The organism is Microbacterium terrae (genome assembly GCF_017831975.1).
Lineage (GTDB): Bacteria > Actinomycetota > Actinomycetes > Actinomycetales > Microbacteriaceae > Microbacterium > Microbacterium terrae.
In genome coordinates, this window is sequence record NZ_JAFDSS010000001.1 from 1621010 (window position 1) to 1645795 (window position 24786).

Sequence of the window (24786 nt, forward strand, 5' to 3'; positions counted from 1 at the left end):
TTCCTCCTGCCCCGCTGATCGGTCGGAGGTCACGGAGCCCGATCGGCGCCGCCGCGCCCGCCGCCTGCAGGTCCGAGCCGCAGCCCGGGCACCAGGGCCACGAGGGCGAGCACCGTCGCGATCGCGAACACCGTGGGGAAGCCCGCATCCGTCGTCGCCAGCGCCGTGAACACGAGTCCCATGAACGCGATCGAGATCGCAGCCGCCACGTTCTCGGAGATCGACAGGCCCGCGGAGTTGAACCCCTGGTTCTGCGGTGTCGAGTAGCCGAGCGTCAGCACCGTCAGGCGCGGGTACATCAGCCCCATCCCGGCTCCCGCCAGCAGCCAGCCGGTGATCACGACGGCCGGATGCAGGTGCCAGAGCGCGGTGAGGCCCGCGGTCGCGGTCGCGGTGGCGAGCATCGTCACGCCGAGCAGGGCGATTCGCCTGCTGCCGATGCGGTCGCCGAACCTGCCCTGAACGTCGGATGCCGCGGCCCAGGCGACAGCGGCTGCGGTGAGACCGGCTCCGGCCCAGGTGGGCGAGAAGTCGTAGTCGTCGATGAGCAGGTACGGCACGTAGATCTCGGCCGCGAAGAGCGAGGCGGCGATCAGACCGCGCATCAGCACGACGCTCGGCAGCCCGGCTGCGGCGCGCAGCGTACGCGGCGGCAGGAGGGGGCGCACCGCTGCGGCGATCACGACGACGGATGCCGCGACCACCGCCCACGCCCACGGCCCGGATTCGCCGGCGAGGCTCAGTACGAGGGCGCCGATCGCCACGACGACCGCGCACGCGAGGCGGGAAGCGAAGGGATCGCGCGCGGGTTCGACGGGAGCGAGTCCCACGCCGTGCAGTCGCGCCACCACGAGCACGTAGGCGACCACGGTGAGCGCCGCGACTCCGAGGAACACCCATCGCCAGTGCAGGTACTCCGCGACCGCCCCGGCCAGGGCCGGTCCGATGAGCGACGGGATCACCCAGGCTGCCGAGAACGCCGCGAACACCCGTCCGTGGAGCGCGGCCGGATAGACGCGGGCGACGACGACGTAGAGGGCGACGGTCTGGCCGCCCGTGCCGAGGCCCTGGATGAGGCGCCCGATGACGAGCATGTCCATCGAGGTGGCGCATCCGGCGATCACGAGACCCGCGACGAACAGCGCGACCGCGGTCGTCAGCGGCCCGAGCACACCCGCGCGGTCGCACCAGGCGCCCGCTCCCACCATGCCGATCACGCTCGTGGCGAGCGTGCCGGCGAAGGCGACGGCGAACAGCGCCGCGCCGTCCAGGTCATCGCTCACCACCGGCATCACCGTGGTGACCGCCAGCGCCTGCGTTGCCGCGAGGAAGATCAGCGCGATCGCGCCGACGGTCACCCACACATAGCGCGCGCTCCACACGCCGACCGCGCGTCCGGAGTCGGCGCTCATGCGATCAGTGCGCCGATGCGCTGCACCGCCTCGCGGAGCACGTCGGGCGAGCATCCGAAGTTGATGCGCACGTGGCCGCGACCTTCGTCGCCGAAGTGGGGGCCGAAGTGCAGCGCCACCTTCGCCTCCTTCAGGATCTTGACCGCCGGGTTGTCGCCCCAGCCGAGCGCCGTGAGGTCGACCCACGCGAGGAAGCCGGCATCGGGGATGCGGTAGACGGCGCCGGAGACGTGCTCGTCGAGCAGGTCGGCGAGCAGGCGCCGGTTCTCGTCGAGTCGCGCGAGGAGCGAGTCGAGCCACGCATCGCTCTCGGGCGCGAACGACGCCACCGCCGCGATCGCCCCGAACAGTCCGGTGCGCCACTCGACCTCGTCGACGAGGCCCCGGACGACCGCGGTGGGCCTGTCCCCCGCCGTGACGATCTGCGCGCATTTGAGGCCGGCCGTGTTGAACGCCTTGCTCGCGCTCGTCACGATGTATCCGACCCGCTCCGCAGACTCCGACGCCGCGAGGAACGGCGTGAACACGACTCCCGGCTGCACGAGCGGGGCGTGGATCTCGTCGCTGATGACGCTCGCCCCGTGGTGCTCGGCGAGGTCGGCCAGGGCCGCCAGACTCTCACGCGAGTGCGCGGTGCCGGTCGGGTTGTGCGGGTTGCAGAGCAGGATGCTCCGGGCGCCGCCGACGAGCGCGGCCTCGATACCCGCGAGGTCGAGCTGCCAGCCCTTCTCCGACTCGAGCAGCGGCACGCGCTCGACCACCGCTCCGGCCTCTTCGATCGTGTCGAAGAACGGCGGGTAGACCGGCGGGGTCACGATCACGCGATCACCCGGTGCGGTCACCTGGCGGAGCAGCTCGACGACGCCCATCATCACATCGCCGGTCCACCGCACCTTGGCGGGGTCGACCGTCCACCCGAAGCGACGCTGAGCGAACGCCGCGTATCCTTCGCGGACGCCGGGCTGCGGAGGCGTGTACCCGGTGTCGCCCAGCTCGACGGCGCGGCTCAGGGCAGCTGCCACCGCCGGAGCGAGCGCGAAATCGGTCTCGGCGACGAACAGCGGCAGCACGTCGTGCGGGTACCGCCGCCACTTCGTGCTGGAACGCTCACGCAGCGCGTCGATCGGGAGGGCTTCGAGGGGGGTGACACTCACCCGTCGAGCCTATCGAGCGCCGCGGGCGGCGGGCGGCGCATCCGTCACCCGACGACACCGTCGCCGAACGGTCTCGTCAGATGGCGAACCCGAGGGCGCGCATCATGTCGCGCCCGTCGTCGGTGATGCGCTCCGGACCCCACGGCGGCATCCACACCCAGTTGATGCGGAATCGGTCGACGACCTCATCGAGCGCCTGTGCGGTCTGCTCCTCGAGCACGTCGGTCAGCGGGCAGCCGGCCGAGGTCAGCGTCATGTGGATGACCAGCGCGTCGTTCTCGTCGTCCCAGGCGAGGTCGTAGATGAGGCCGAGGTCGACGACATTGATCCCGAGCTCGGGATCCATCACGTCCTTCAGGGCCTCGGTGACCTCGTCGTACTTCTCGGGTGTGAGAGTGGCGGTCATGCGTCGATCCTACGTCTGCGACAGGGGGTCACGGGCGGTTCAGGCCGACGCCGCTTCGGCGGGAGCCTCGGCGGGCTCCGCCTCGCCGGCGGGCAGGAACCGGTCGTAGCCCTCGTCCTCGAGACGGTCGGCGAGCTCGGGGCCGCCCTCCTCGACGATACGGCCGGCGACCATCACGTGCACGTGGTCGGGACGGATGTAGCGGAGGATGCGGGTGTAGTGCGTGATGAGCAGCACGCCGAGGCCGGTGGCCTCCTTCGCACGGTTCACGCCCTCCGACACGATCTTCAGCGCGTCGACGTCGAGGCCGGAGTCGGTCTCGTCGAGCACGGCGATCTGCGGCTTGAGCAGTTCGAGCTGCAGGATCTCGTGGCGCTTCTTCTCGCCGCCCGAGAAGCCCTCGTTGACGTTGCGCTGCGCGAACTTGGGGTCCATGCGCAGGGCCTTCATCGACGCCTTGACGTCCTTGGTCCACGTGCGGATCGAGGGGGCCTCCCCCTCGATGGCCGTCTTCGCGGTGCGCAGGAAGTTGGTGACCGTGACACCGGGGATCTCCACCGGGTACTGCATCGCCAGGAAGAGGCCCGCGCGGGCGCGCTCGTCGACGGACATCTCGAGCACGTCCTCGCCGTCGAGGGTGATCGAGCCGCTGACGACGGTGTACTTCGGGTGGCCGGCGATCGTGTAGGCGAGCGTGGACTTGCCCGAGCCGTTGGGGCCCATGATCGCGTGGGTCTCACCGGTGCGGATGGTGAGCGTCACGCCGTTGAGGATGGGCGTGGTGCCGGCTTCGGTCTCGACCGTGACGTGCAGGTCGCGGATCTCGAGGACAGTCATGTTCAGATTCCTTCTTCAGTTCACTTCGAGCTTGACGGCCGGGTCGATGAGCACATCGTCGCCGTCGATCGTGACCGCGAACACCGGGACGGGCTCGTAGGCCGGGAGGTTGAGGGGCTTGCCGGTGCGGAGAGAGAACGCCGAGCCGTGGGCCCAGCACTCCAGTGTCTCGCCGTCGACGAAGCCCTCCGAGAGCGAGATGTCGCCGTGGGTGCAGACGTCGCCGATGGCGTGCACGACGCCGTTGGAGTCGAGCACGACCGCCATGGCGACGCCATCGATCTCGACGCGGGTGGCCGCATCCTGCTCGAGGTCGCTGAGGGCGCAGACGCGCTGAGCGGTCATCGGGCGGCCTCCTGTGCCAGTTCGGCCTCGATGGCGACGAAGAGCTCCTCCTCGAGGGAGGGCACCCCGATCTTCTGGACGATCTCGGCGAGGAAGCCGAGCACGACGAGGCGTCGCGCCTCGTCTTCGGCGATCCCGCGCGCCTGCAGGTAGAACAGCTGCTCGTCGTCGAAGCGACCCGTAGCCGACGCGTGACCCGCGCCCCGGATGTCGCCCGTCTCGATCTCGAGGTTCGGGATGGAGTCCGCGCGAGCACCCTCGGTGAGCACGAGGTTGCGGTTCGCCTCGTACGAGTCGGTGCCGGCGGCGTCGGGCCCGATCAGCACGTCGCCGATCCAGACGCTGTGCGCACCCGCCCCCTGGAGCGCGCCCTTGTAGAGCACGTCGCCGGTGGTGTCGGGCCCCTTGTGGTGCAGGTAGACCTGGCTCTCGAGGTGCTGCCCGGCGTCGGCGTAGCTGAGGCCGTACAGCTCGCCGCGCGCGCCGGGGCCGGCGAGCTCGACGCTCGGGTTCACGCGAACGACGCCGCCGCCGAAGCTCACGACGATGTGGCGCAGGGTCGCGTCGCGGTCGACGCGTGCCTGGTGGGATGCCGCGTGCACCGCGTCGTCGTCCCACCGCTGCACCGAGATCACGGTGAGGGCCGCGCCGTCGCGCACGATGATCTCGACGTTCTGCGCGTACTGCGCCGACCCGGAGTGGTGCAGCACCACCGTGCCGCGCGAGTTCGGCAGCGCCTCGACGATGATGTGCGCGTTGCCATGACGCTCTGCGCCCCGACCGACGAGGTCGACGTTCAGCGGCTCGGCGAGCTCTTCGTCGGCGGCGAGGCGCAGGTGGAGAGCGTTCGCGCAGCGCTTCCACGCGATCGCGCTCGGAAGGTCCTCGGGGCGGAAGTGCTCGCCGCGGACCGCCGCGTCGTGACCGGTCGACTCGACGAGGTGATCCGCGACCGCGTCGACGCCGTACGCGATCGCGAGGTCGTCACCGTCCTCGGTCGGCTCATCGGCGAACAGCGCGACGACACGGTCGACCGGAGTGTGCTTCCAGTTCACCTCGCGTCCGGTCGGGGCGCCGAAGTCCTCGGGGTCGAACGACGTGGGACGCTCGGAACGGGTCTGGACCGGGATGACCGACCATGCTCCGTCGGTGTGGGGGGTGGAACCCGGCGCGCGGGAATCGGGCGCCGTCACAGGCGCCTGCGTCGTGGCCGTCATCTAGCCGACCGATCCTTCCATGCCCATCTCGATGAGCTTGTTGAGCTCCATGGCGTATTCCATGGGAAGTTCGCGGGCGATCGGCTCGATGAAGCCGCGCACGATCATGGCCATCGCCTCGTCTTCGGGCATGCCGCGCGACTGCAGGTAGAAGAGCTGCTCCTCGCTGACCTTCGAGACGGTCGCCTCGTGGCCGAGCTGCACGTCGTCGACGCGGATGTCGATCGCCGGGTAGGTGTCGCTGCGCGAGATCGTGTCGACCAGCAGCGCGTCGCAGCGGACGGTGTTGGCCGAGTGGTGCGCGTTCGCGTCGACCCGCACCTCGCCGCGGTAGCCGGCCCGCCCGCCGCCGCGCGCGATCGACTTCGAGACGATCGACGACTGCGTGTACGGCGCCATGTGGATCATCTTCGCGCCGGCGTCCTGGTGCTGGCCGGGGCCCGCGAACGCGACCGACAGGGTCTCACCCTTGGCGTGCTCCCCCATCAGGAAGATCGACGGGTACTTCATCGTGACCTTCGAGCCGATGTTCCCATCGACCCACTCCATCGTCGCGCCCTCGTGGGCGACGGCGCGCTTGGTGACGAGGTTGTAGACGTTGTTCGACCAGTTCTGGATCGTCGTGTAGCGCACGCGGGCGTTCTTCTTGACGATGATCTCGACCACGGCCGAGTGCAGCGAGTCGCTCTTGTAGATCGGGGCGGTGCAGCCCTCGATGTAGTGGACGTAGGAGTCCTCGTCGGCGATGATGAGCGTCCGCTCGAACTGACCCATGTTCTCGGTGTTGATGCGGAAGTACGCCTGCAGCGGGATCTCGACGTGGACGCCCTTGGGCACGTACACGAACGAACCGCCCGACCAGACCGCCGTGTTGAGCGCGGCGAACTTGTTGTCGCCCGCCGGGATCACGGTGCCGAAGTATTCCTGGAAGAACTCCGGGTGCTCGCGCAGCGCCGTGTCGGTGTCCATGAAGATGACACCCTGCTGCTCGAGGTCCTCGCGGATCTGGTGGTACACCACCTCGGACTCGTACTGCGCGGCGACACCGGCGACGAGACGCTGACGCTCCGCCTCGGGGATGCCGAGCTTCTCGTACGTGTTGCGGATCTCCTCGGGCAGCTCCTCCCAGGAGCCGGCCTGCTTCTCCGTCGAGCGCACGAAGTACTTGATGTTGTCGAAGTCGATCTCGCTGAGATCGGCGCCCCAGGTGGGCATCGGCTTGCGGCCGAACAGCTGGTAGCCCTTGAGGCGGGTCTTCAGCATCCACTCGGGTTCGTTCTTGAGCGACGAGATGCCGCGCACGACGCTCTCGTCGATGCCGCGCTTGGCGACGGCTCCTGCGGCGTCGGCGTCGTGCCAGCCGAACTCGTAGACACCCAGGCTCTCCAGCTCCGGGCGGTCGATCAGCACATCGGACATCGCACCACTCTCCTTGTCAGACCCTGACGGTGTCATCCGCTCCGGCGTGCCGTCGCCCCGCCGAGTGAACGGGGGTGGGATGCCGCTGTGGGGCCCTCATCACCGACGCAATCCTCGCGCCTAAACTGTTGATGATGCAGATCGCGCATCTCGCGCTCATCGCAACCATTCGATTCTACAGGCTCCACCGATGTCTCGGCCGTCAGGTCGCCGTCGCGCGCGGGCCGGAGGCCCCATGACCACGAGTTCCGTCCTGCACGCTCCGGAGACCGGCGTGGCGATCGGCAGACCGCTGCGGGTGCTCGCGTGGCTCTCGTTCCTCGCCGAGGTCATCATCATCGGAACGGGCGGAGCCGTCAGACTCACCGGATCAGGGCTGGGCTGCTCGGAGTGGCCGCTGTGCACGCCCGACTCGCTCGTGCCCATCCCCGAGCAGCAGGGCATCCACGGCATCATCGAGTTCGGCAACCGCACGATGACGGGCGTCGTGGGTCTCCTCGCGCTGGCCGTGCTCCTGCTCACCCTCCGCGCGCTCGGCACCGGACTGGTCAAGCGCGCCCTGCTCTTCGCCGCCGGCGGCATCGCCCTCGGCGTCGCCGCATTCGCGGTGACGGCGCCGTTCGACCTTCCGGCGTTCGGATTCTTCTCCGGCGCACTTCTGCTGGCCGTGGTGGTCGCGATGATCGATTCGCTGCGTCGCACCCCTCGTCGACACGATCTCGCCGCCCTCGCATGGGTCGTGCTCGCCGGGGTCATGGCGCAAGCGGTCGTCGGCGGCATCGCGGTGCTCACCGAACTCAACGCCTTCGTCGTGGGCTTCCACTACACCGCGTCGCTGATGCTGGTGTGCGTGACCGCGGCGTACCTCGTGCGGATGGATGCAGCGGACGGCCCGCGCGAGCGGGTGGTGCCGGCCTGGTTCGCGATCCTCGCCCACGTCACGGGTCTCGCCCTCGCCGTCACCATCCTCTTCGGCGTGCTCACCACCGGATCGGGGCCCCACTCGGGAGACGTGAACATCATCCGCACCGGGTTCGACGCGACCGTGCTCGCACACGTCCACTCCTGGCCGGGATACATCCTCGCGGCTCTCGTCGCGACACTCGCGGTCTCCGCCTGGACCCTGAAGCTTCCGGTCCGAGGATGGACGCTCGTGCTCGCCGCCGCGATCCTGGTGCAGATCGGCGTCGGGATCTGGCAGGCGAGAGAAGGACTGCCCGAGGTCCTCGTCGGCATCCACATGGTGCTCGCGTCGCTGTCGGCCGCCGCGTACACGGTGCTGGTGCTGAAGCTGAAGGAGCCGGTCCCTGCCGCAGCAGTGTGAGCACACACGAAACGCATAGGTTCCGCAAGGCTCGCGTAGAGACTGCACTGTCAGGGTGAGGGATGCCGCGGCCACCCGGGTCGCGATTCCCGAGGAGTGATCCACGCATGCCCACCACCCGCCCCAGCCTCGTCCGCAGCCTCCCGTTCTGGGTGCTCACGGCAGGATCGCTCGCCAGCGCCGGCTACGGCGGCAAGCTGCTGCTCGACACCCTCGGCACCATGACCACGACCCTCACCGACGGCACGGCGACCGGCGTCGACGTGTACGTCGGCCAGTCGGTTGCGACCCTCGGCGCGGTGCTCCTCGGCGCGGGTGTCGTGGGCCTCCTCCTCGCCCTCACGGTGATGACGGCCGCGACGCTGCGCCCGGCCGCCCCGGTCGAGATCGTCGAGCCCGTCGATGCGGCAGACGACGCCGAGGAGCTCAAGGACGAGAAGCCCGCAGCCGATCACGGCTACGAGCGCGGCCTCGGCTACACCTCGCAGATCGACACCGTCGACGCGGAGGACGCCGAGCGCGAGGCATCCCTCGCCGCACGCTGACACGCCCGATACGAAGAGGGGGCCGCGCACTGAGTGCGCGGCCCCCTCTTCGTGTCTCCGGGATCGGATCCCGAATCAGAACGGCAGGAGCGGGTCGACCGCGATCGCGACGAACAGCAGCGTCAGGTACGTGATCGACGCGTGGAAGACGCGCATGGGCTTCGGCTCGGTGCCGCGCACCGCGCGGTTGTAGAGCACGTGCGACTCGTAGATGAACCAGCCGCCGAAGACGACGGACGACACGATGTAGACGAGCCCCATGTCGGCGACCGGGATGAGCAGCAGCGAGCAGACCACGGTCGCCCATGCGTACAGGATGACCTGGAGCCCGACCTGCGATCCGTTGCGGGTCGCGCCGAGCATCGGCACGTCGACCTCGTCGTAGTCGGCCTTGTACTTCATCGACAGCGGCCAGTAATGCGGCGGCGTCCAGAGGAAGACGAGGACGAAGAGGATGACCGGCGGCCACGCGAGCGAACCGGTCACCGCGGTCCAGCCGATGAGCACCGGGAAGCAGCCGGCGATGCCGCCCCAGACGATGTTCTGCTCGGTGCGGCGCTTGAGGATCATCGTGTAGATGACGACGTAGAAGAAGATCGCCCCGGCGGAGAGCACGGCGGCCAGCCAGTTCGTGGTGAGCCACAGCCAGACCGTCGAGCCTGCCGCGAGCGACCACGCGAACACCAGCGCGCCGCGCGGCGTCACCTCGCCGGTGACGAGGGGCCGGTTCTCGGTGCGACGCATGTGCGCATCGATGTCGCGGTCGAGGTACATGTTGAACGCGGCGGCTGAGCCGGCGCTCGCAGCGCCGCCGAGGACGGTCGCGGCGACGAGCCACAGATCGGGCAGGCCGCCGGCGGCGAGGATCATCACCGGGACGGTCGTGACGAGGAGCAGCTCCATCACGCGGGGCTTCGTCAGCGCCACGTATGCGCGGATCGTCGTTCCCAACGACTGGCGGGACCCCCGAGGGGTCTGAGGGGAGACGCCCGTACCGGCCGTCGTCGTGATGTCCATCGCCCCCGCAATCAACCGCGTGCAGATTCCTCCCAAGTCTATGGCATCCGCTGTCGCCGACCCGCCGCTGCCGGCGCTCACAAATCGGCACCTGCGGCGGTGAGGGAAACGTGACCGGCGCGACACCATGCCGACACGGAACCCGGGGCGCGTTGCGCAAGACTCTGTCACACTGCGCTACTCATGGCCGGGGCGGCATGCCCCTTCGCTATGCTGAGACCACACGCGCGCCCCGCGCCGACTCCCCCTTCTCCTCACACGGACAAGGGCCGCGGACCGGCCATTCGCGGGCGCAACCCCACGAGAAAGGCGGCCGGGTGTCCGAGCTGGTTTGGGATGAGATCGATGGGCGTGCGGTTGACACCGCGCGCGTGCTGGCTGCGGATGCAGTCGAGAAGGTGGGCAACGGCCACCCGGGCACGGCGATGAGCTTGGCGCCGGCGGCGTACCTGCTCTATCAGAAGGTGCTGCGGCACGACCCGGCCGACACCGACTGGGTGGGCCGCGACCGGTTCATCCTCTCGGCGGGCCACTCGTCGCTGACGCAGTACGTGCAGCTGTACCTGGGCGGGTTCGGGCTCGAGCTCGACGACCTGAAGTCGCTGCGCACGTGGGGGTCGCTCACGCCGGGCCACCCCGAGTACGGGCACACGAAGGGCATCGAGATCACCACGGGCCCGCTGGGTCAGGGTCTGGCGTCGTCGGTCGGGTTCGCGTACGCGGCCCGCTACGAGCGCGGCCTGTTCGACCCCGAGGCTCCCGCGGGTGAGAGCCCGTTCGACCACAGCATCTTCGTGATCGCCGGCGACGGAGACCTGCAGGAGGGCATCACCTCCGAGGCGTCGTCGCTCGCGGGTCACCAGCAGCTGGGCAACCTGATCGCGATCTACGACTCCAACCAGATCTCGATCGAGGACGACACGAACGTCGCCTTCACCGAAGACGTCGCGAAGCGCTACGACGCGTACGGCTGGCACGTGCAGGTCGTGGACTGGAAGAAGTCGGGCGAGTACGTCGAAGACGTCGCCGAGCTGTTCGCGGCGATCGAGGCCGCCAAGGGCGAGACCTCGAAGCCGTCGCTCATCATCCTCCGCACGATCATCGGCTGGCCGTCGCCGGGCAAGCAGAACACCGGCAAGATCCACGGCTCCGCGCTCGGCGCCGACGAGCTCGCCGCGACGAAGAAGGTCCTCGGGTTCGACCCGGAGCAGAACTTCGCCGTCGCCGACGACGTCATCGCGCACACCCGTGGCCTCGCCGACCGCGCCGCCGAGGTGCGCGCCGTCTGGCAGGAGTCCTTCGACGCCTGGGCGGCGGCGAACCCCGAGCGCAAGGCGCTGTTCGACCGTCTCGAGGCGGGCGAGCTCCCCGAGGGCATCGCCGGCGCGCTGCCGGTGTTCGAAGCGGGCAAGGATGTCTCGACCCGCGCCGCGTCGGGCCAGGTGCTCAACGCCCTCGCCTCCGAGCTCCCCGAGCTGTGGGGCGGTTCGGCCGACCTCGCCGAGTCGAACCTCACCACCATCAAGGACGCGAAGAGCTTCATCCCGTCGGAGTGGTCGACCCACGAGTGGTCGGGCGACCCGTATGGCCGGGTGCTGCACTTCGGCATCCGCGAGCACGCCATGGGCGCGATCGTCAACGGCATCCAGCTGCACGGGCCGACCCGCTCGTTCGGCGGCACGTTCCTGATCTTCAGCGACTACATGCGCCCCGCGGTGCGCCTGGCTGCGCTGATGAACATCCCCAGCGTGTTCGTGTGGACGCACGACTCCGTCGCGCTCGGCGAGGACGGCCCCACGCACCAGCCCATCGAGCAGCTCGCGACGCTCCGTGCCATCCCGAACCTGTCGATCGTGCGCCCCGCCGACGCGAACGAGACCTCGCACGCGTGGCTCGAGATCCTCCGCCGCAACGCCGGCCCCGCCGGCATCGCCCTCACCCGCCAGAACATCCCGGTGTTCGCGCGCGGCGAGGGTGCGGCATCCGGTGACGTGTTCGGGTCGGCCGAGCTCGTCGCGAAGGGCGCGTACGTGCTCGCCGAGGCGCCGAACGGCACCCCCGACGTGATCCTCATCGCGACCGGCTCCGAGGTGCAGCTGGCGGTCACCGCCCGCGAGACCCTCGCCGCCGAGGGCGTGAACGCCCGCGTCGTGTCGGCGCCGTCGCTGGAGTGGTTCGACGAGCAGGACGCCGCGTACCGCGAGAGCGTGCTGCCCGCCGCCGTCAAGGCGCGCGTGTCGGTCGAGGCCGGTTCCGCGCTCACCTGGCGGGGCATCGTCGGCGACGCCGGCCGCACCGTCGCGATCGACCACTTCGGTGCATCGGCCGACTACAAGACCCTGTTCGAGAAGTTCGGATTCACCGCCGACGCCGTCGCCCAGGCGGCTCGCGAGTCCATCGCCGCATCCGCGGCAATCACCAAGGAGTACGCATGAGCACCCCCACCGAGAAGCTGTCCGCCGCCGGTGTCAGCATCTGGCTCGACGACCTCTCCCGCGACCGGATCACCTCCGGCAACCTGACCGAGCTGATCAGCAGCCGCAACGTCGTCGGCGTCACCACCAACCCGACGATCTTCCAGGCCGCGATCGGCAGCGGCGCAGCCGCGTACGCCGGTCAGATCGCCGACCTCGCCGGCGCCGGCGCCTCGGTCGACGACGCGATCTTCGCCGCCACCACCGATGACGTGCGCGACGCCGCCGACATCTTCCGCCCCGTCTACGACGCCTCGAACGGCGTCGACGGCCGCGTGTCGATCGAGGTCTCCCCCGACCTCGCCCACGACACCGACGCGACCGTCGCGCAGGCGATCCAGCTGTGGGGTGCGGTCGACCGGCCCAACGCGCTGATCAAGATCCCCGCCACCAAGGCCGGTCTCCCCGCGATCACCGCCGTGCTCGCGGAGGGCATCTCGGTCAACGTGACCCTGATCTTCAGCCTGGAGCGCTACGCCGAGGTCATCGAGGCGTACCTCGCCGGCATCGAGAAGGCGCAGGCGAACGGCCACGACATCTCGGGCATTCACTCCGTGGCGTCGTTCTTCGTCTCGCGCGTGGACACCGAGGTCGACAAGCGCCTCGAGGCCATCGGCACCGACGAGGCGACCGCGCTGAAGTCGCTCGCCGGCGTCGCGAACGCGCGCCTCGCGTACGAGCTGTTCGAGTCCGCGTTCGCCACCGACCGCGCGAAGGCGCTGACGGATGCCGGCGCCACCGTGCAGCGGCCGCTGTGGGCGTCGACCGGCGTCAAGGACCCGAACCTGCCCGACACGCTGTACGTCACCCAGCTCGTCGCTCCCGGCACCGTCAACACCATGCCGGAGAAGACCCTCGAGGCGACCTTCGACCACGGCGACGTGACCGGTGACACCATCACCGGCGAGTACGCGGGAGCCCACCAGGTGTTCGCCGACCTCGCCGCCGTCGGCGTGGACTTCGCCGACGTCACCCAGGTGCTCGAAGACGAGGGCGTGAGCAAGTTCATCGCCTCGTGGCACGACCTGCAGCAGACCGTCCGCACCGCGCTCGAAAGCGCGCCCGAGGTCGCCCGATGACCTTCGACATCCACCTGAGTGGTCACGTCAAGTCCGTCGTGGACGTGACGCTGCCCGCTCTCGTGGCCGACCTCGTCGCCTCGGGCATCACGGCGGGCGACCCCACCCTGTGGGGCCCCGCCGCCGAGGCCGAGGCCGCGCAGCGACTGGGCTGGGTCCAGGCGGTGGGAGTCTCCCGTCCGCTCGTGGCCGAGATCGTGGCGCTGCGTGAGTCGCTCGCCGAGCGCGGCGTGAACCGCGTCGTGCTCGCGGGCATGGGCGGCTCGTCCCTCGCACCCGAGGTGATCGCCCAGACGTCGGGCATCCCGCTCGTCATCCTCGACTCGACGGCGCCCGCCCAGGTGCTCGCCGCGATCGACGGAGACGCGCCGTCGGGCGACCTCGCCCGCACCGTTCTCGTCGTCGCCTCGAAGTCGGGCTCGACGGTCGAGACCGACTCGGCCAAGCGGGCGTTCGAAGCGGCGTTCCGCGACCTCGGCATCGACCCGGTCGAGCGGATCGTCGTCGTCACCGACCCGGGTTCGCCTCTCGACGTCGCCGCCCGCGCGGATGGCTACACCGTCTTCAACGCCGACCCCACGGTGGGCGGGCGGTACTCCGCGCTCACCGCGTTCGGCCTGGTGCCGACGGGACTCGCCGGCGCAGACATCGCAGAGCTGCTCGACGAGGCGGAGGCGACACTGCTCGAAGTCGCCATCGACAGCCCCGACAACCCGGCACTGGTGCTCGCCGCGGCGATCGCCGGCGGCGACCCCCGGCGCGACAAGCTCGGACTCATCACCGACGGCACGCACATCGTCGGTCTGCCCGACTGGATCGAGCAGCTGGTCGCCGAGTCGACCGGCAAGGAGGGGACGGGCATCCTTCCCGTCGTGCTGCTCCCGGTCTCGCCCGAGCTCGACATCCGCCCCGCCGACCTGCAGATCGTGCGTCTGGTCGACGAGGCGCGCGAGTTCCACCTGTTCGAGCAGCACGAGGGCGAGATCCTCGTGTCGGGCTCGCTCGGCGCTCAGCTCGTGGTGTGGGAGTACGCGACAGCCATCGCGGGCCGCATGCTCGGGATCAACCCCTTCGATCAGCCCGACGTCGAGTCGGCGAAGATCGCGGCGCGAGGACTCCTCGACGCACGCCCGGAGCCCTCGGCGCCGGCCTTCACCGAGTCCGGTGTCGAGGTGCGGGTCTCCGACCCCGAGCTCGCGGCATCCGGAACCATCGCCGGCGTCCTCGACGCCCTGTGGTCCCGCCTCGCCGGCGACGGGTACGTCGCCATCCAGGCGTACGTCGACCGGCTGAGCCTCCCCCAGCTGCAGGGGCTGCGCGAACTGGTCGCCGCCGACTCCGGTCGGCCGACGACGTTCGGATGGGGACCGCGGTTCCTGCACTCCACCGGCCAGTACCACAAGGGCGGCCCCGCGCAGGGCGTCTTCCTGCAGATCCTCGAGCAGACCGATGTCGATCTCGAGATCCCCGAGCGCCCGTTCACCTTCGGCCAGCTGATCCAGGCGCAGGCCGCCGGAGATGCGCGTGTCCTCGCCGAGCACGGGCGCCCGGTCGTCACCCTCACCCTCACCGATCCCCAGGTGGAAGTCCTCTCGCTCTTCGAAGCGGCCCAGTAGGAGAATCAGCACACAGATGACTGTCGACATCTCGCGCGGCCACAACCCGCTGCGCGACCCGGAAGACCGTCGCCTCAACCGCATCGCCGGTCCGAGCGCGCTCGTGATCTTCGGGGTCACGGGAGACCTCTCCCGCAAGAAGCTCATGCCCGCCGTGTACGACCTGGCGAACCGTGGCCTGCTTCCCCCCGGCTTCGCGCTCGTCGGCTTCGCCCGACGCGACTGGGAGGACCAGGACTTCGCGCAGGTCGTGCACGACGCCGTCCGCCAGCACGCGCGCACGGAGTTCCGCGACGAGACCTGGCAGCAGCTGCTCGAGGGCATCCGCTTCGTACCGGGCGAGTTCGGCGACCCCGCCGCCTTCGCGCGCCTGCGCGACACCGTCGAGAAGCTCGACTCCGAGCGCGGCACGATGGGCAACCACGCGTTCTACCTGTCGATCCCGCCGAAGGACTTCGCGATCGTCGCCGAGCAGCTTCGTGCGTCGGGCCTCGTCGACGACACCGCTGACCAGCCCGACCGGTGGCGCCGCGTCGTCATCGAGAAGCCGTTCGGCCACGACCTCGAGTCGGCTCGCGCCCTCAACGACGCGCTGCGCTCGACCTTCCCGACCGACTCGATCTTCCGCATCGACCACTACCTCGGCAAGGAGACGGTCCAGAACATCCTGGCGCTGCGCTTCGCGAACGAGCTGTACGAGCCGATCTGGAACGCGAACTACGTCGACCACGTGCAGATCACGATGGCGGAGGACATCGGCGTCGGCGGACGCGCGGGCTACTACGACGGCGTCGGCGCCGCCCGCGACGTCATCCAGAACCACCTGCTGCAGCTCCTCGCCCTCACGGCGATGGAGGAGCCCATCTCGTTCGACGCCCAGCACCTGCGCGCCGAGAAGGAGAAGGTGCTCGCGGCGGTGACCCTTCCCGACGACCTGGCGACGTCGACCGCGCGCGGACAGTACGCCGGCGGCTGGCAGGGTGGCGAGAAGGTGCTCGGCTTCCTGGAGGAAGACGGGATGAACCCCGAGTCGACGACCGAGACCTATGCGGCGATCACGCTGGGCATCAACACCCGTCGGTGGGCCGGCGTGCCGTTCTACCTGCGCACCGGCAAGCGCCTCGGCCGACGTGTGACCGAGATCGCCGTGGTGTTCAAGCGCGCCCCCAACCTGCTGTTCGCCGACAACTCGGGCTCGGGTCAGGGGCAGAACGCGCTCGTGATCCGCGTTCAGCCCGACGAGGGCGTGACGATCCGCTTCGGCTCTAAGGTGCCCGGTGCTGGCGCCCAGGTGCGCGACGTCACGATGGACTTCGGATACGGGCACGCCTTCACCGAGGCGAGCCCCGAGGCCTACGAGCGACTGATCCTCGACGTGCTTCTCGGCGATCCCCCGCTGTTCCCCCGCCACGAAGAGGTCGAACTCTCGTGGAAGATCCTCGACCCGATCGAGCAGTTCTGGGATGCCCAGGGCGGACCGCTCGAGCAGTACTCGTCCGGGTCGTGGGGCCCGGCATCCGCGGACGAGATGCTCGCCCGCGGCGGACGTGCTTGGAGGCGCCCGTGATCGTCGACCTTCCCGACACCACCGTCAGCAAGATCTCGCGCGCGCTGGTCAGCGTTCGCGAAGAGGGCGGCGCGGTCGCGCTCGGCCGTGTGCTGACGCTCATCATCCTCACCCGTGAGGGCGCCCTCGAAGAGGTGATCGAGGCGGCGAACGACGCGTCCCGCGAGCACCCGATGCGCGTCATCGTGCTGATGATCGACCGCCCCGACGCCGACACGCGCCTCGACGCCCAGATCCGCGTCGGCGGTGACGCCGGCGCGAGCGAGGTCGTCACTCTGCGCGTCGCCGGCGAGGCGGGAGACTCGAACCTCGAGTCCCTCGTCACCGGTCTCCTCCTCCCCGACGCGCCCGTCGTGGTCTGGTGGCCGAACCGGACCCCGGCCAACCCGTCGAAGACCTCGATCGGCAAGATCGCGCAGCGCCGCATCACCGACGCCGCAACCAAGTCCGACCCGTCGGAGTTCGTCGCCGGTCTCGGCTCGACCTACGCGCCCGGCGACACCGACCTGGCGTGGACGCGACTGACCCGCTGGCGCGAGCAGCTCGCCGCGATCCTCGACCAGCCGCCGTACGAGCCCGTCACCGGCGTGAGCGTGCGCGGTGCCGCCGACTCGCCGTCGACCGCGCTCCTCGCCGCGTGGCTGCGTCTCACGCTCGACGTGCCCGTCGACTGGAGCTACCTCGACCCCGAGGAGTGGCCGCACGGCATCAAGTCGGTCACCCTCACCCGGGCGAGCGGAGAGGTCGTGCTGTCGCGTCCGAACTCGAACGTCGCGATCCTGACCCAGCCGGGTCAGCCCAGCCACGACCTGGCTTTCCCGCGCCGCACGCTGCGCGAGTGCCTGGCTGAGGAGCTCCGCAGGCTCGACCCCGACGTCCTGTATGGTCGAGTCATCACCGAGGGTTGGGAGCTTCTCGACCCGCCGGCAGGCGATGGGATCAGGGCGACGAAGGCATGAGCGACACGCATGGTTGAGGAATGGGCGCCGAAGCGGGTCGTCATCACCACCGATCCGTCGGCCCTCGCCGAATCGGTCGCTGCACGATTCCTCAGCCGTGTCGCACGGCGCATCGATGAGGGCAAGCGCGCGCACATCTCGCTGACCGGCGGATCGATGGGCTCAGCCGTGCTGGCGGCCGCCGCACGCAACCCGCGCGTCGGCCGGATCGACTGGTCGCAGGTGCACTTCTGGTGGAGCGACGAGCGCTTCGTCCCGGCCGGCCACCCCGACCGCAACGATGTGCAGGCGCGTGCCGCGCTCCTGGACGCACTCGACATCCCGGCAGAGAACATCCACGCCGTCGCCGCGAGCGACGGCGACCTCGACCTCGATGCGGCGGCGGCCGCGTACGCTGCAGAGCTCGCCCGCTTCGCGGTCAAGGATGCCCCGTATCCGGCGTTCGACGTGTGCTTCCTGGGCGTCGGCCCCGACGGTCACATCGCCTCGCTCTTCCCCGACCGCTCCGAGATCCAGATCACCGATCGCACGGTGGTCGCCGTACGGGACTCCCCCAAGCCGCCGCCGGAGCGCGTCACCATGACGCGACCGGTCATCAACGCCTCCAAGCGGGTGTGGATGGTGCTCTCCGGCGTCGACAAGGCGTCGGCGCTCGGCCTGGCGCTCGCGGGCGCGAGTTACGCGAGCGTACCCGCCGCAGGAGCCAAGGGCCGCAAGCGCACCGTCTTCTTCGTCGACGAGGCCGCTGCTGCGCAGGTTCCGCCGGAGCTCATCGACCGCGAGTACTGAGATCCACAAGAAGGGAGCGGATGCCTCAGCATCCGCTCCCTTCTTCTGTATCGGTGGGTCAGTCCTGACCGCGGCGCTCGCGCAGCACCTTGAGGGCGTCGTCGAGGAGGGCGTCGGCCTCTTCCTCGGTGCGGCGCTCCTTCACGTACGCGAGGTGCGTCTTGTAGGGCTCCGTCTTGGCGACCGCCGGCGGGTTCGCCTTGTCGCGACCTGCCGGGAGACCGGAGTGCGGGGAGTCGATCGTGTCGGGGATCTCCTCCTCGGGGATCCCGGCGGCGAAGTAGCGGACCGTCTCGTTGCCGAGGGCATCCCAGTACGACACCGCCACGCGGTCGGCGTGGAAGCCGTGGTCCTGCTCGCCCATCGGACCGGCACCGACGCGGGTGCCGCGGATCGCATTTCCTCCGGTGGCCATCAGATCGCCTGGAACTTCGTGATCAGCCCGAGGGCGACGATCGAGACGAACCACACGAGCGCCAGCACCACCGTGAACCGGTTGAGGTTGCGCTCCGCGAGCCCCGAAGAGCCGAGGGCCGAGGTCATGCCGCCGCCGAACATGTCGGACAGGCCGCCACCGCGCCCCTTGTGGAGAAGGATGAGGAGGGTCAGCAGGAGACTCGTGATGCCGAGGAGCACCTGCAGGACGAACTCGAGGATCTGCACAGTCGTTGAAGCCTTTCGGAGCGATCATTCACCGATCGCACAAGGGTCCAGTATAACGGCGGGTCTGCGACGCATCGACAGGCTCGGCGATCGGGTGTGGAGAGCCGTTCGCCGAGCCTGCCTGGAGCGTCAGACTCCGACGTGCTTCTGGTAGCGGATGATGGCGGCGAACTCGTCGACGACGAGGCTCGCACCACCGACGAGAGCGCCGTCGACGTCGGGCTCGCGCATGAAGCTCGCGATGTTCGCTGCCTTGACCGAACCGCCGTAGAGCACACGCGTCCGAGCCGCGGCGTCTTCTCCGAGCTTCTCGGCGACGACGCGGCGGACCGCAGCGCACACCTCCTGGGCCTGCTCCGGGGAGGCGACCTGGCCCGTGCCGATCGCCCAGACCGGCTCGTAGGCGATGACGATGTCGGCGTCGGCGGGCACGCCCTCGAGGGCGACCTGAAGCTGCGCCACCGACACGGCGGTCGGCCCGGACTCTTCGCGCTGCTCCAGCGTCTCACCCACGCAGATCACGGGGACGAGGCTGTGCTTGAGGGCCGCCTTGACCTTCGCCGCCACGACCTCGTCGGTCTCGGCGTGGTATTGCCGACGCTCCGAGTGGCCGATGATGACGTAGGACGCGTCGAGCTTCGCCAGGAACGCGCCCGAGATCTCGCCGGTGTAGGCGCCCGAGTCCTGCGTCGACACGTCCTGCGCACCGAGGGCGAACGGGATCTTGTCGGCGTCGAGCAGCGTCTGCACCGTGCGCAGGTCGGTGAACGGCGGGAAGACCGCCACCTCGACCGAGCCGTCCTCGTGCTTGGCGTCCTTGAGGGTCCAGTGCAGCTTCTGCACGAACGCGACCGCCTGCAGGTGGTCGAGGTTCATCTTCCAGTTGCCCGCGATGAGCGGCGTACGCCTGCTCGACGTAGCCGACGAATCGAGATCAGCGCTTACGCCCATCCGAGGACCTCCAGTCCGGGAAGCTTCTTGCCTTCGAGGAATTCCAGGCTCGCGCCGCCGCCGGTCGAGATGTGACCGAACTGGTCGTCGGCGAATCCGAGCTGGCGCACGGCCGCAGCCGAGTCGCCGCCGCCGACGACCGAGAGGCCGTCGACCTCGGTGAGCGCCTGCGCGACGGTCTTCGTGCCCGCGGCGAACGCCGGCATCTCGAACACGCCCATGGGCCCGTTCCAGAACACGGTCCGCGACCCGCGGATCGCCTCGGCGAAGATCTCCGCGGTCGCCGGCCCGATGTCGAGGCCCATGCCGTCGGCACCGAACGCAGTGTCTTCCAGCACGTCCGCCGCTGCGACGACGTGGTCGGCGTCGGCGGCGAAGCCCGATGCCATGACGGCGTCGACCGGGAGGATCAGCTCGACCCCGCGCTCAGCGGCGGTCTGGATGTAGCCGCGCACGGTCTCGATCTGGTCGGTCTCGAGCAGGCTCTTGCCGACGGGGTGGCCCTGGGCCGCGAGGAAAGTGAACAGCATCCCCCCGCCGACCAGGATCTTGTCGGCGCGCGGCAGCAGGTGGGCGATCACGCCCAGCTTGTCGCTGACCTTCGATCCGCCGAGCACGACCGCGTACGGCCGCTCCGGCGTCTCGGTGAGGCGGTCGAGGACTTCGACCTCCTTCTCGATGAGGAAGCCGGCGGCCGACGGAAGGAGCTCCGCCAGGTCGTAGACCGACGCCTGCTTGCGGTGCACGACGCCGAAGCCGTCGGAGACGAGCACGTCGCCGAGCTCGGCCAGCTGCTCGGCGAAAGCCCGACGCTCGGCGTCGTCCTTCGCCGTCTCGCCGGGGTTGAACCGGAGGTTCTCGATCACCGCGACGTCGCCGTCCTCGAGGGCGGCGACCGCCTCGTGGGCCGACTCGCCGACGGTGTCGCGTGCGAACGCGACCGGCTTGCCGAGCAGCTCCGACAGACGCTGGGCGACGGGCGCGAGGCTGTACTTGTCGTCGGGCGCGCCGTCGGGGCGACCGAGGTGCGAGCACGCGATCACCTTCGCGCCCTGGTTGATGAGGTGGTTCAGCGTGGGAAGCGCTGCCCGCACACGGCCATCGTCCGTGATGACTGCGTCCTTCAGGGGGACGTTGAAGTCAACACGGACGATGACGCGCTTGCCGGCCAGCGAACCCAGGGATTCGAGGGTGCGCAGTGCCATGAGAGGTGCTTACAGCTGCTCGCCGACGTACTCGGTCAGGTCGACGAGGCGGTTCGAGTAGCCCCACTCGTTGTCGTACCAGGCCGAGACCTTGACCAGGTTGCCGCTGACGTTGGTCTGGCCCGCGTCGAAGATCGACGAGTGCGGGTCCTGGACGATGTCGGTCGACACGATCGGGTCGGTGTTGTACTTCAGGTAGCCGACCAGGCGACCGTCGGCGGCTGCAGCCTCGTACGCGGCGTTGACCGCGTCGACGGTGAGTCCCTCGGTCGGCGTGATGATGGTCAGGTCGACGATCGAGCCGGTGGGGATCGGAACGCGGTACGACGAGCCGCTGAGCTTGCCGTTCAGCTCGGGCAGCACCAGGCCGATGGCCTTCGCGGCGCCGGTCGAGGCCGGCACGATGTTCAGCGCTGCGGCACGGGCGCGGTGCAGGTCGCCGTGGGGGCCGTCCTGCAGGTTCTGGTCGGCCGTGTACGCGTGGGCGGTCATCATGAACCCGCGCTCGATGCCGAACGCGTCGTTGAAGACCTGCGCGAGCGGCGCGAGGCAGTTCGTGGTGCACGACGCGTTCGAGATGATGTTCATCGTCGCCGCGTCATAGGTGTCCTCGTTCACGCCCATGACGAACGTGCCGTCGACGTCGGTGCCGGGAGCCGAGATGATGACCTTCTTGGCCCCACCCTGGATGTGCTTGCCCGCGTCGGCCGCGTTGGTGAAACGGCCGGTCGACTCGATGACGATGTCGACGCCGAGCTCGCCCCAGGGGAGGTTCGCGGGGTCGCGCTCTTCGAAGACCTTGATGCTCTTGCCGCCGACGGTGATCGAGTCGCCGTCATACGAGACGTCCTCGGCGAGGCGTCCGCCGACCGAGTCGTACTTGAGAAGGTGCGCGAGGGCCTTGTTGTCGGTGAGGTCGTTCACCGCCACAACCTCGATGTCGGCTCCCTGCGCGAGAGCCGCGCGAAGGAAGTTGCGCCCGATTCGGCCGAAGCCGTTGATGCCGATCTTGACAGCCACGGAGTTTCTCCTGAGTGTGTGTCGTGCGCGAATGCGCGATTGTTGCGATTCAGACGGGGACAACGGCGTCCCGGCGGGTCATCCCACCGGGACGGCCGCGCTTGCTATGACAGTACCAGCAGGCCCGGGGTCTGCTGACGGGCGACGTCGAGGCGCTGCGCGACGTTCTGCCAGTCGGCGATGTTCCAGGCTGCCTTGACGTAGTCGGCCTTCACGTTGAGGTAGTCGAGGTAGAAGGCGTGCTCCCACATGTCGAGCTGGAAGAGCGGCACGGTGCCCTGCGCCGTGTTGCCCTGCTGGTCGAACAGCTGCTGGATGATGAGCTGCTCGCCGATCGGGTCCCAGCTGAGCACGGCCCAGCCGGAGCCCTGGATGCCCATGGCCGCGGCGGTGAAGTGGGCCTGGAACTTGTCGAATCCGCCGAAGAACTCGTCGATCGCCGCGCGCAGCTCGCCCTCGGGCTCGCCACCGCCGTTCGGCGAGAGGTTGGTCCAGAAGATGGAGTGGTTCACGTGGCCGCCGAGGTGGAACGCGAGGTCCTTCTCGAGGCGGTTGATGTTCGCCAGGTTGCCGGTCTCGCGGGCTTCCGCGAGCTGGTCGAGGGCGTTGTTGGCTCCCGTGACGTACGCCTGGTGGTGCTTGCTGTGGTGCAGCTCCATGATCTTGCCGCTGATGTGCGGCTCCAGCGCGGCGTAGTCGTAAGGGAGGTCGGGCAGGGTGTACTTCGCCATGTTCTCTTCTTCCTGTCGGCACGGCGCCGAGGAACCCGGCGCAGCGAGGGTGACGTGTCTCATCCTACTGAGAGCGAACGCCGCGGCGCGGGCGTTGTTCCCTCCGTGACGTCGCCGGGAGAAGAGGGCTCAGTCCTCGAGACCGGCCGGCACGGCCGACTCCGTGCCCGGGATGCCGTCGGCTTCGGCCTTCTTGTCGGCCATGGCGAGGAGGCGGCGGATGCGTCCTGCGACGGCATCCTTCGTCAACGGCGGATCGGCGTGGTGGCCGAGCTCGTCGAGGCTCGCGTCGCGGTGCGCGAGGCGCAGATCGCCGGCCTGCTTGAGGTGGTCGGGCACCTCGTCGCCGAGGATCTCGAGTGCCCGCTCGACCCGGGCGCAGGCGGCGACGGCGGCCTGCGCAGAGCGACGCAGGTTCGCGTCGTCGAAGTTCACGAGGCGGTTCACCCCGGCACGCACCTCGCGGCGCTGGCGCATCTGGTCCCACTCCGCCGCCGCGCGCTGGGCGCCCATCGCGGCGAGGGCGGCGCGGATCGCTTCGCCTTCGCGCACGACGACGCGGGGCACGCCGCGGACTTCACGGGCCTTCGCCGCGATCCCCAGGCGGTGGGCGGCTCCGACGAGCGCCATCGCGGCCTCGGATGCCGGGCACGTGATCTCGAGCGCCGCCGAGCGGCCGGGCTCGCTCAGCGAGCCGGCGGCGAGGAAGGCTCCGCGCCAGATGGCGGCGAGGTCTCCGCGCGAGCCGGTGGTGAGACGGTTGGGCAGGCCCCGCACCGGGCGACGGCGCTGGTCGAGCAGCCCGGTCTGGCGCGCGAACGTCTCGCCGCCCTCGATGACGCGTACGGCGAAGTGGTTGCCGGTGCGCGAGCCCGAGCCCTGCACGTGGACGAGCTCGGGGCGCACCCCGTACATCTCGACGATGTCGCGGGCGACGCGTCGTGCCAGCACATCGGAGTCGAGCTCCGCCTCCACCGCCACGCGGTTGGCGATTGAATGCAGTCCTCCCGAGAACCGCAGCAGCGACGTGAGCTCAGCGACCCGGGCCGACGGGCGCGGATCGCGCACCGTGATCAGCTCGGACTTCACCTCTCCGGTCAGCGACACGGGTCTCCTCTCGGGGGTCTGCGGAACGAGGGTCTAGCCTACCCGGGCGGCGGGTCACTCGCGTCCCAGGTCACGGTCCTTGACCCGGACCGCGACCCCCGGCTCGCCCTCGAGCCGCCGCGCGAGCTCGCGCGCCATCACCACCGAGCGGTGCTTTCCGCCCGTGCATCCGACCGCGACGACGGAATGGCGCTTGTTCTCGCGCTGATAGCCGGCGAGCACGGGTCGGAGCGCTTCGGCGTACGCATCGACGAAGTCGACGGCCCCCTCCTGCGCGAGCACGTACTCGCGCACGCCTTCATCCTCGCCGGTCAGGGCGCGCAGCTCCTCGTTCCAGAACGGGTTCGGCAGGAAGCGCATGTCCGCGACGAGGTCGGCGTCGGGAGGCAGTCCGTACTTGAACCCGAAGCTCAGGATCGTGAGCGTGTGACGAGCCGTCCCCTCCTCGGCGAAGAGGTCGGAGATGCGAGTCGCCAGCTGATGGATGTTGTTCGCCGAGGTGTCGACGATGACGTCGGCGCTCTCGCGCACGGCGGCCAGTCGCTCGCGCTCGCGACGGATGCCGTCGATGATCGTGCCGTCGGCCTGCAGCGGATGCGGGCGCCGCACCGCTTCGAAGCGCCGGACGAGCACGTGATCGGATGCATCGAGGAAGAGCAGTCGGATCTGCCGGCGCTCGCGGAGGGCGCGCATCGCGTCGGGCAGGTCGAAGAACAGGTCGCGGCCGCGGACATCCACGACGACGGCGACCTTGGGGAGGACTCCGCCGGCGATCTCGGTCAGGTCGAGCAGTGGTCGGAGCATCTGCGGGGGCAGATTGTCGACGACGTACCAGCCGAGGTCTTCGAGGGCGTTCGCCGCGGTCGATCTGCCCGCACCCGACATGCCTGTCACGATCAGCATCTCGCCGACGTCCAGGTTCTCCTCGTCGCTCATGACCACCCCCGTC

At 69.6% G+C, this 24786-nt stretch carries 24 protein-coding genes; 8 read left to right on the forward strand and 16 right to left on the reverse strand.

Going from position 1 to position 24786, the window contains the following annotated elements; all coding sequences use genetic code 11:
* Positions 1-29 precede the first annotated feature (29 nt).
* From JOD63_RS07525 to sufB, 7 genes are all read right to left on the reverse strand, one after another.
* Positions 30-1412, reverse strand: a complete 1383-nt coding sequence (locus tag JOD63_RS07525) for an MFS transporter (protein WP_045276982.1) — start codon at positions 1410-1412, stop codon at positions 30-32.
* A complete protein-coding gene (locus JOD63_RS07530; protein ID WP_045276983.1) occupies positions 1409-2566 on the reverse strand; it encodes a MalY/PatB family protein in 1158 nt (385 codons plus the stop codon). Before JOD63_RS07530 ends, JOD63_RS07525 begins: the two co-directional genes overlap by 4 nt.
* Positions 2567-2642: 76 nt before the next feature.
* A complete protein-coding gene (locus JOD63_RS07535) occupies positions 2643-2972 on the reverse strand; it encodes a metal-sulfur cluster assembly factor (RefSeq protein ID WP_019179282.1) in 330 nt (109 codons plus the stop codon).
* A gap of 39 nt (positions 2973-3011) precedes the next feature.
* Positions 3012-3809 (reverse strand): Fe-S cluster assembly ATPase SufC, encoded by a 798-nt coding sequence (gene sufC, locus JOD63_RS07540; RefSeq protein WP_045276984.1) that lies wholly within the window; start codon positions 3807-3809, stop codon positions 3012-3014.
* Between the two features lie 15 nt (positions 3810-3824).
* Positions 3825-4154, reverse strand: coding sequence for a non-heme iron oxygenase ferredoxin subunit (locus JOD63_RS07545; RefSeq protein WP_045276985.1), 330 nt, complete (start codon positions 4152-4154; stop codon positions 3825-3827).
* Positions 4151-5371, reverse strand: coding sequence for a Fe-S cluster assembly protein SufD (sufD, locus tag JOD63_RS07550; RefSeq protein ID WP_045276986.1), 1221 nt, complete (start codon positions 5369-5371; stop codon positions 4151-4153). The genes JOD63_RS07545 and sufD overlap by 4 nt, the downstream gene beginning before the upstream one ends.
* Complete coding sequence (sufB, locus tag JOD63_RS07555; protein ID WP_045276987.1) at positions 5372-6790, reverse strand: Fe-S cluster assembly protein SufB; 1419 nt, start codon at positions 6788-6790, stop codon at positions 5372-5374. It lies immediately after the preceding gene.
* Positions 6791-7025: 235 nt separating this feature from the next.
* Between sufB and JOD63_RS07560 the strand changes: the two genes are divergently transcribed.
* On the forward strand, positions 7026-8114 hold the full coding sequence (locus JOD63_RS07560) for a COX15/CtaA family protein (protein WP_045276988.1): 1089 nt from the start codon (positions 7026-7028) through the stop codon (positions 8112-8114).
* A 107-nt stretch (positions 8115-8221) separates the two neighbouring features.
* Positions 8222-8659, forward strand: a complete 438-nt coding sequence (locus JOD63_RS07565) for a hypothetical protein (protein ID WP_045276989.1) — start codon at positions 8222-8224, stop codon at positions 8657-8659.
* 75 nt (positions 8660-8734) lie between these two features.
* On the opposite strand, the gene JOD63_RS07570 is transcribed toward JOD63_RS07565, so the two are convergent.
* A complete protein-coding gene (locus tag JOD63_RS07570; protein ID WP_045276990.1) occupies positions 8735-9676 on the reverse strand; it encodes a heme o synthase in 942 nt (313 codons plus the stop codon).
* A 317-nt stretch (positions 9677-9993) separates the two neighbouring features.
* Here JOD63_RS07570 and tkt point away from each other — a divergent pair, with 317 nt between their 5' ends.
* Genes tkt through pgl form a run of 6 tightly spaced genes read left to right on the forward strand, consistent with a single transcriptional unit; the run spans position 9994 to position 18160 of the window.
* The gene (gene tkt / locus JOD63_RS07575; RefSeq protein WP_045276991.1) at positions 9994-12111 is read left to right on the forward strand and encodes a transketolase; all 2118 of its coding nucleotides are present in this window, start codon (positions 9994-9996) and stop codon (positions 12109-12111) included.
* Entirely contained in the window at positions 12108-13229 is a 1122-nt protein-coding gene (tal, locus tag JOD63_RS07580) for a transaldolase (RefSeq protein WP_045276992.1), read from the forward strand. Before tkt ends, tal begins: the two co-directional genes overlap by 4 nt.
* Complete coding sequence (locus tag JOD63_RS07585; RefSeq protein WP_211088074.1) at positions 13226-14845, forward strand: glucose-6-phosphate isomerase; 1620 nt, start codon at positions 13226-13228, stop codon at positions 14843-14845. Before tal ends, JOD63_RS07585 begins: the two co-directional genes overlap by 4 nt.
* 16 nt (positions 14846-14861) lie before the next feature.
* Complete coding sequence (gene zwf / locus JOD63_RS07590) at positions 14862-16412, forward strand: glucose-6-phosphate dehydrogenase (protein ID WP_045276994.1); 1551 nt, start codon at positions 14862-14864, stop codon at positions 16410-16412.
* Positions 16409-17371, forward strand: coding sequence for a glucose-6-phosphate dehydrogenase assembly protein OpcA (locus JOD63_RS07595; RefSeq protein WP_045276995.1), 963 nt, complete (start codon positions 16409-16411; stop codon positions 17369-17371). The genes zwf and JOD63_RS07595 overlap by 4 nt, the downstream gene beginning before the upstream one ends.
* 9 nt (positions 17372-17380) lie before the next feature.
* Positions 17381-18160, forward strand: a complete 780-nt coding sequence (gene pgl / locus JOD63_RS07600) for a 6-phosphogluconolactonase (protein ID WP_045276996.1) — start codon at positions 17381-17383, stop codon at positions 18158-18160.
* Positions 18161-18218: 58 nt separating this feature from the next.
* On the opposite strand, the gene JOD63_RS07605 is transcribed toward pgl, so the two are convergent.
* The 8 genes from JOD63_RS07605 to rapZ form a co-directional block, all read right to left on the reverse strand.
* Positions 18219-18575, reverse strand: coding sequence for an RNA polymerase-binding protein RbpA (locus JOD63_RS07605; protein WP_045276997.1), 357 nt, complete (start codon positions 18573-18575; stop codon positions 18219-18221).
* Positions 18575-18823, reverse strand: coding sequence for a preprotein translocase subunit SecG (secG, locus tag JOD63_RS07610; RefSeq protein ID WP_045276998.1), 249 nt, complete (start codon positions 18821-18823; stop codon positions 18575-18577). The genes JOD63_RS07605 and secG overlap by 1 nt, the downstream gene beginning before the upstream one ends.
* A gap of 129 nt (positions 18824-18952) precedes the next feature.
* Positions 18953-19774 carry a triose-phosphate isomerase gene (tpiA, locus tag JOD63_RS07615; protein ID WP_045276999.1) on the reverse strand — a complete coding sequence of 274 codons (822 nt, stop codon included), beginning with the start codon at positions 19772-19774 and terminating at the stop codon, positions 18953-18955.
* On the reverse strand, positions 19765-20979 hold the full coding sequence (locus tag JOD63_RS07620) for a phosphoglycerate kinase (protein WP_045277000.1): 1215 nt from the start codon (positions 20977-20979) through the stop codon (positions 19765-19767). Before JOD63_RS07620 ends, tpiA begins: the two co-directional genes overlap by 10 nt.
* 9 nt (positions 20980-20988) lie before the next feature.
* Complete coding sequence (gene gap, locus JOD63_RS07625) at positions 20989-21999, reverse strand: type I glyceraldehyde-3-phosphate dehydrogenase (protein ID WP_045277001.1); 1011 nt, start codon at positions 21997-21999, stop codon at positions 20989-20991.
* A 104-nt stretch (positions 22000-22103) separates the two neighbouring features.
* Positions 22104-22730, reverse strand: a complete 627-nt coding sequence (locus tag JOD63_RS07630) for a superoxide dismutase (protein WP_045277002.1) — start codon at positions 22728-22730, stop codon at positions 22104-22106.
* A gap of 129 nt (positions 22731-22859) precedes the next feature.
* Positions 22860-23837, reverse strand: a complete 978-nt coding sequence (gene whiA, locus JOD63_RS07635; RefSeq protein WP_045277003.1) for a DNA-binding protein WhiA — start codon at positions 23835-23837, stop codon at positions 22860-22862.
* Between the two features lie 54 nt (positions 23838-23891).
* Positions 23892-24773, reverse strand: coding sequence for an RNase adapter RapZ (rapZ, locus tag JOD63_RS07640; protein WP_045277066.1), 882 nt, complete (start codon positions 24771-24773; stop codon positions 23892-23894).
* Between the last annotated feature and the right edge of the window lie 13 nt (positions 24774-24786).

Coding starts and splice junctions, on each gene's coding strand:
- JOD63_RS07525 (WP_045276982.1), bottom strand. CDS start 1,412: ATGAGCGCCGACTCCGGACGCGCGGTCGGCGTGTGGAGCGCGCGCTAT.
- JOD63_RS07535 (WP_019179282.1), bottom strand. CDS start 2,972: ATGACCGCCACTCTCACACCCGAGAAGTACGACGAGGTCACCGAGGCC.
- sufC (WP_045276984.1), bottom strand. CDS start 3,809: ATGACTGTCCTCGAGATCCGCGACCTGCACGTCACGGTCGAGACCGAA.
- JOD63_RS07545 (WP_045276985.1), bottom strand. CDS start 4,154: ATGACCGCTCAGCGCGTCTGCGCCCTCAGCGACCTCGAGCAGGATGCG.
- sufD (WP_045276986.1), bottom strand. CDS start 5,371: ATGACGGCCACGACGCAGGCGCCTGTGACGGCGCCCGATTCCCGCGCG.
- sufB (WP_045276987.1), bottom strand. CDS start 6,790: ATGTCCGATGTGCTGATCGACCGCCCGGAGCTGGAGAGCCTGGGTGTC.
- JOD63_RS07560 (WP_045276988.1), top strand. CDS start 7,026: ATGACCACGAGTTCCGTCCTGCACGCTCCGGAGACCGGCGTGGCGATC.
- JOD63_RS07565 (WP_045276989.1), top strand. CDS start 8,222: ATGCCCACCACCCGCCCCAGCCTCGTCCGCAGCCTCCCGTTCTGGGTG.
- JOD63_RS07570 (WP_045276990.1), bottom strand. CDS start 9,676: ATGGACATCACGACGACGGCCGGTACGGGCGTCTCCCCTCAGACCCCT.
- tal (WP_045276992.1), top strand. CDS start 12,108: ATGAGCACCCCCACCGAGAAGCTGTCCGCCGCCGGTGTCAGCATCTGG.
- JOD63_RS07585 (WP_211088074.1), top strand. CDS start 13,226: ATGACCTTCGACATCCACCTGAGTGGTCACGTCAAGTCCGTCGTGGAC.
- zwf (WP_045276994.1), top strand. CDS start 14,862: ATGACTGTCGACATCTCGCGCGGCCACAACCCGCTGCGCGACCCGGAA.
- pgl (WP_045276996.1), top strand. CDS start 17,381: ATGGTTGAGGAATGGGCGCCGAAGCGGGTCGTCATCACCACCGATCCG.
- JOD63_RS07605 (WP_045276997.1), bottom strand. CDS start 18,575: ATGGCCACCGGAGGAAATGCGATCCGCGGCACCCGCGTCGGTGCCGGT.
- tpiA (WP_045276999.1), bottom strand. CDS start 19,774: ATGGGCGTAAGCGCTGATCTCGATTCGTCGGCTACGTCGAGCAGGCGT.
- JOD63_RS07620 (WP_045277000.1), bottom strand. CDS start 20,979: ATGGCACTGCGCACCCTCGAATCCCTGGGTTCGCTGGCCGGCAAGCGC.
- JOD63_RS07630 (WP_045277002.1), bottom strand. CDS start 22,730: ATGGCGAAGTACACCCTGCCCGACCTCCCTTACGACTACGCCGCGCTG.
- rapZ (WP_045277066.1), bottom strand. CDS start 24,773: ATGAGCGACGAGGAGAACCTGGACGTCGGCGAGATGCTGATCGTGACA.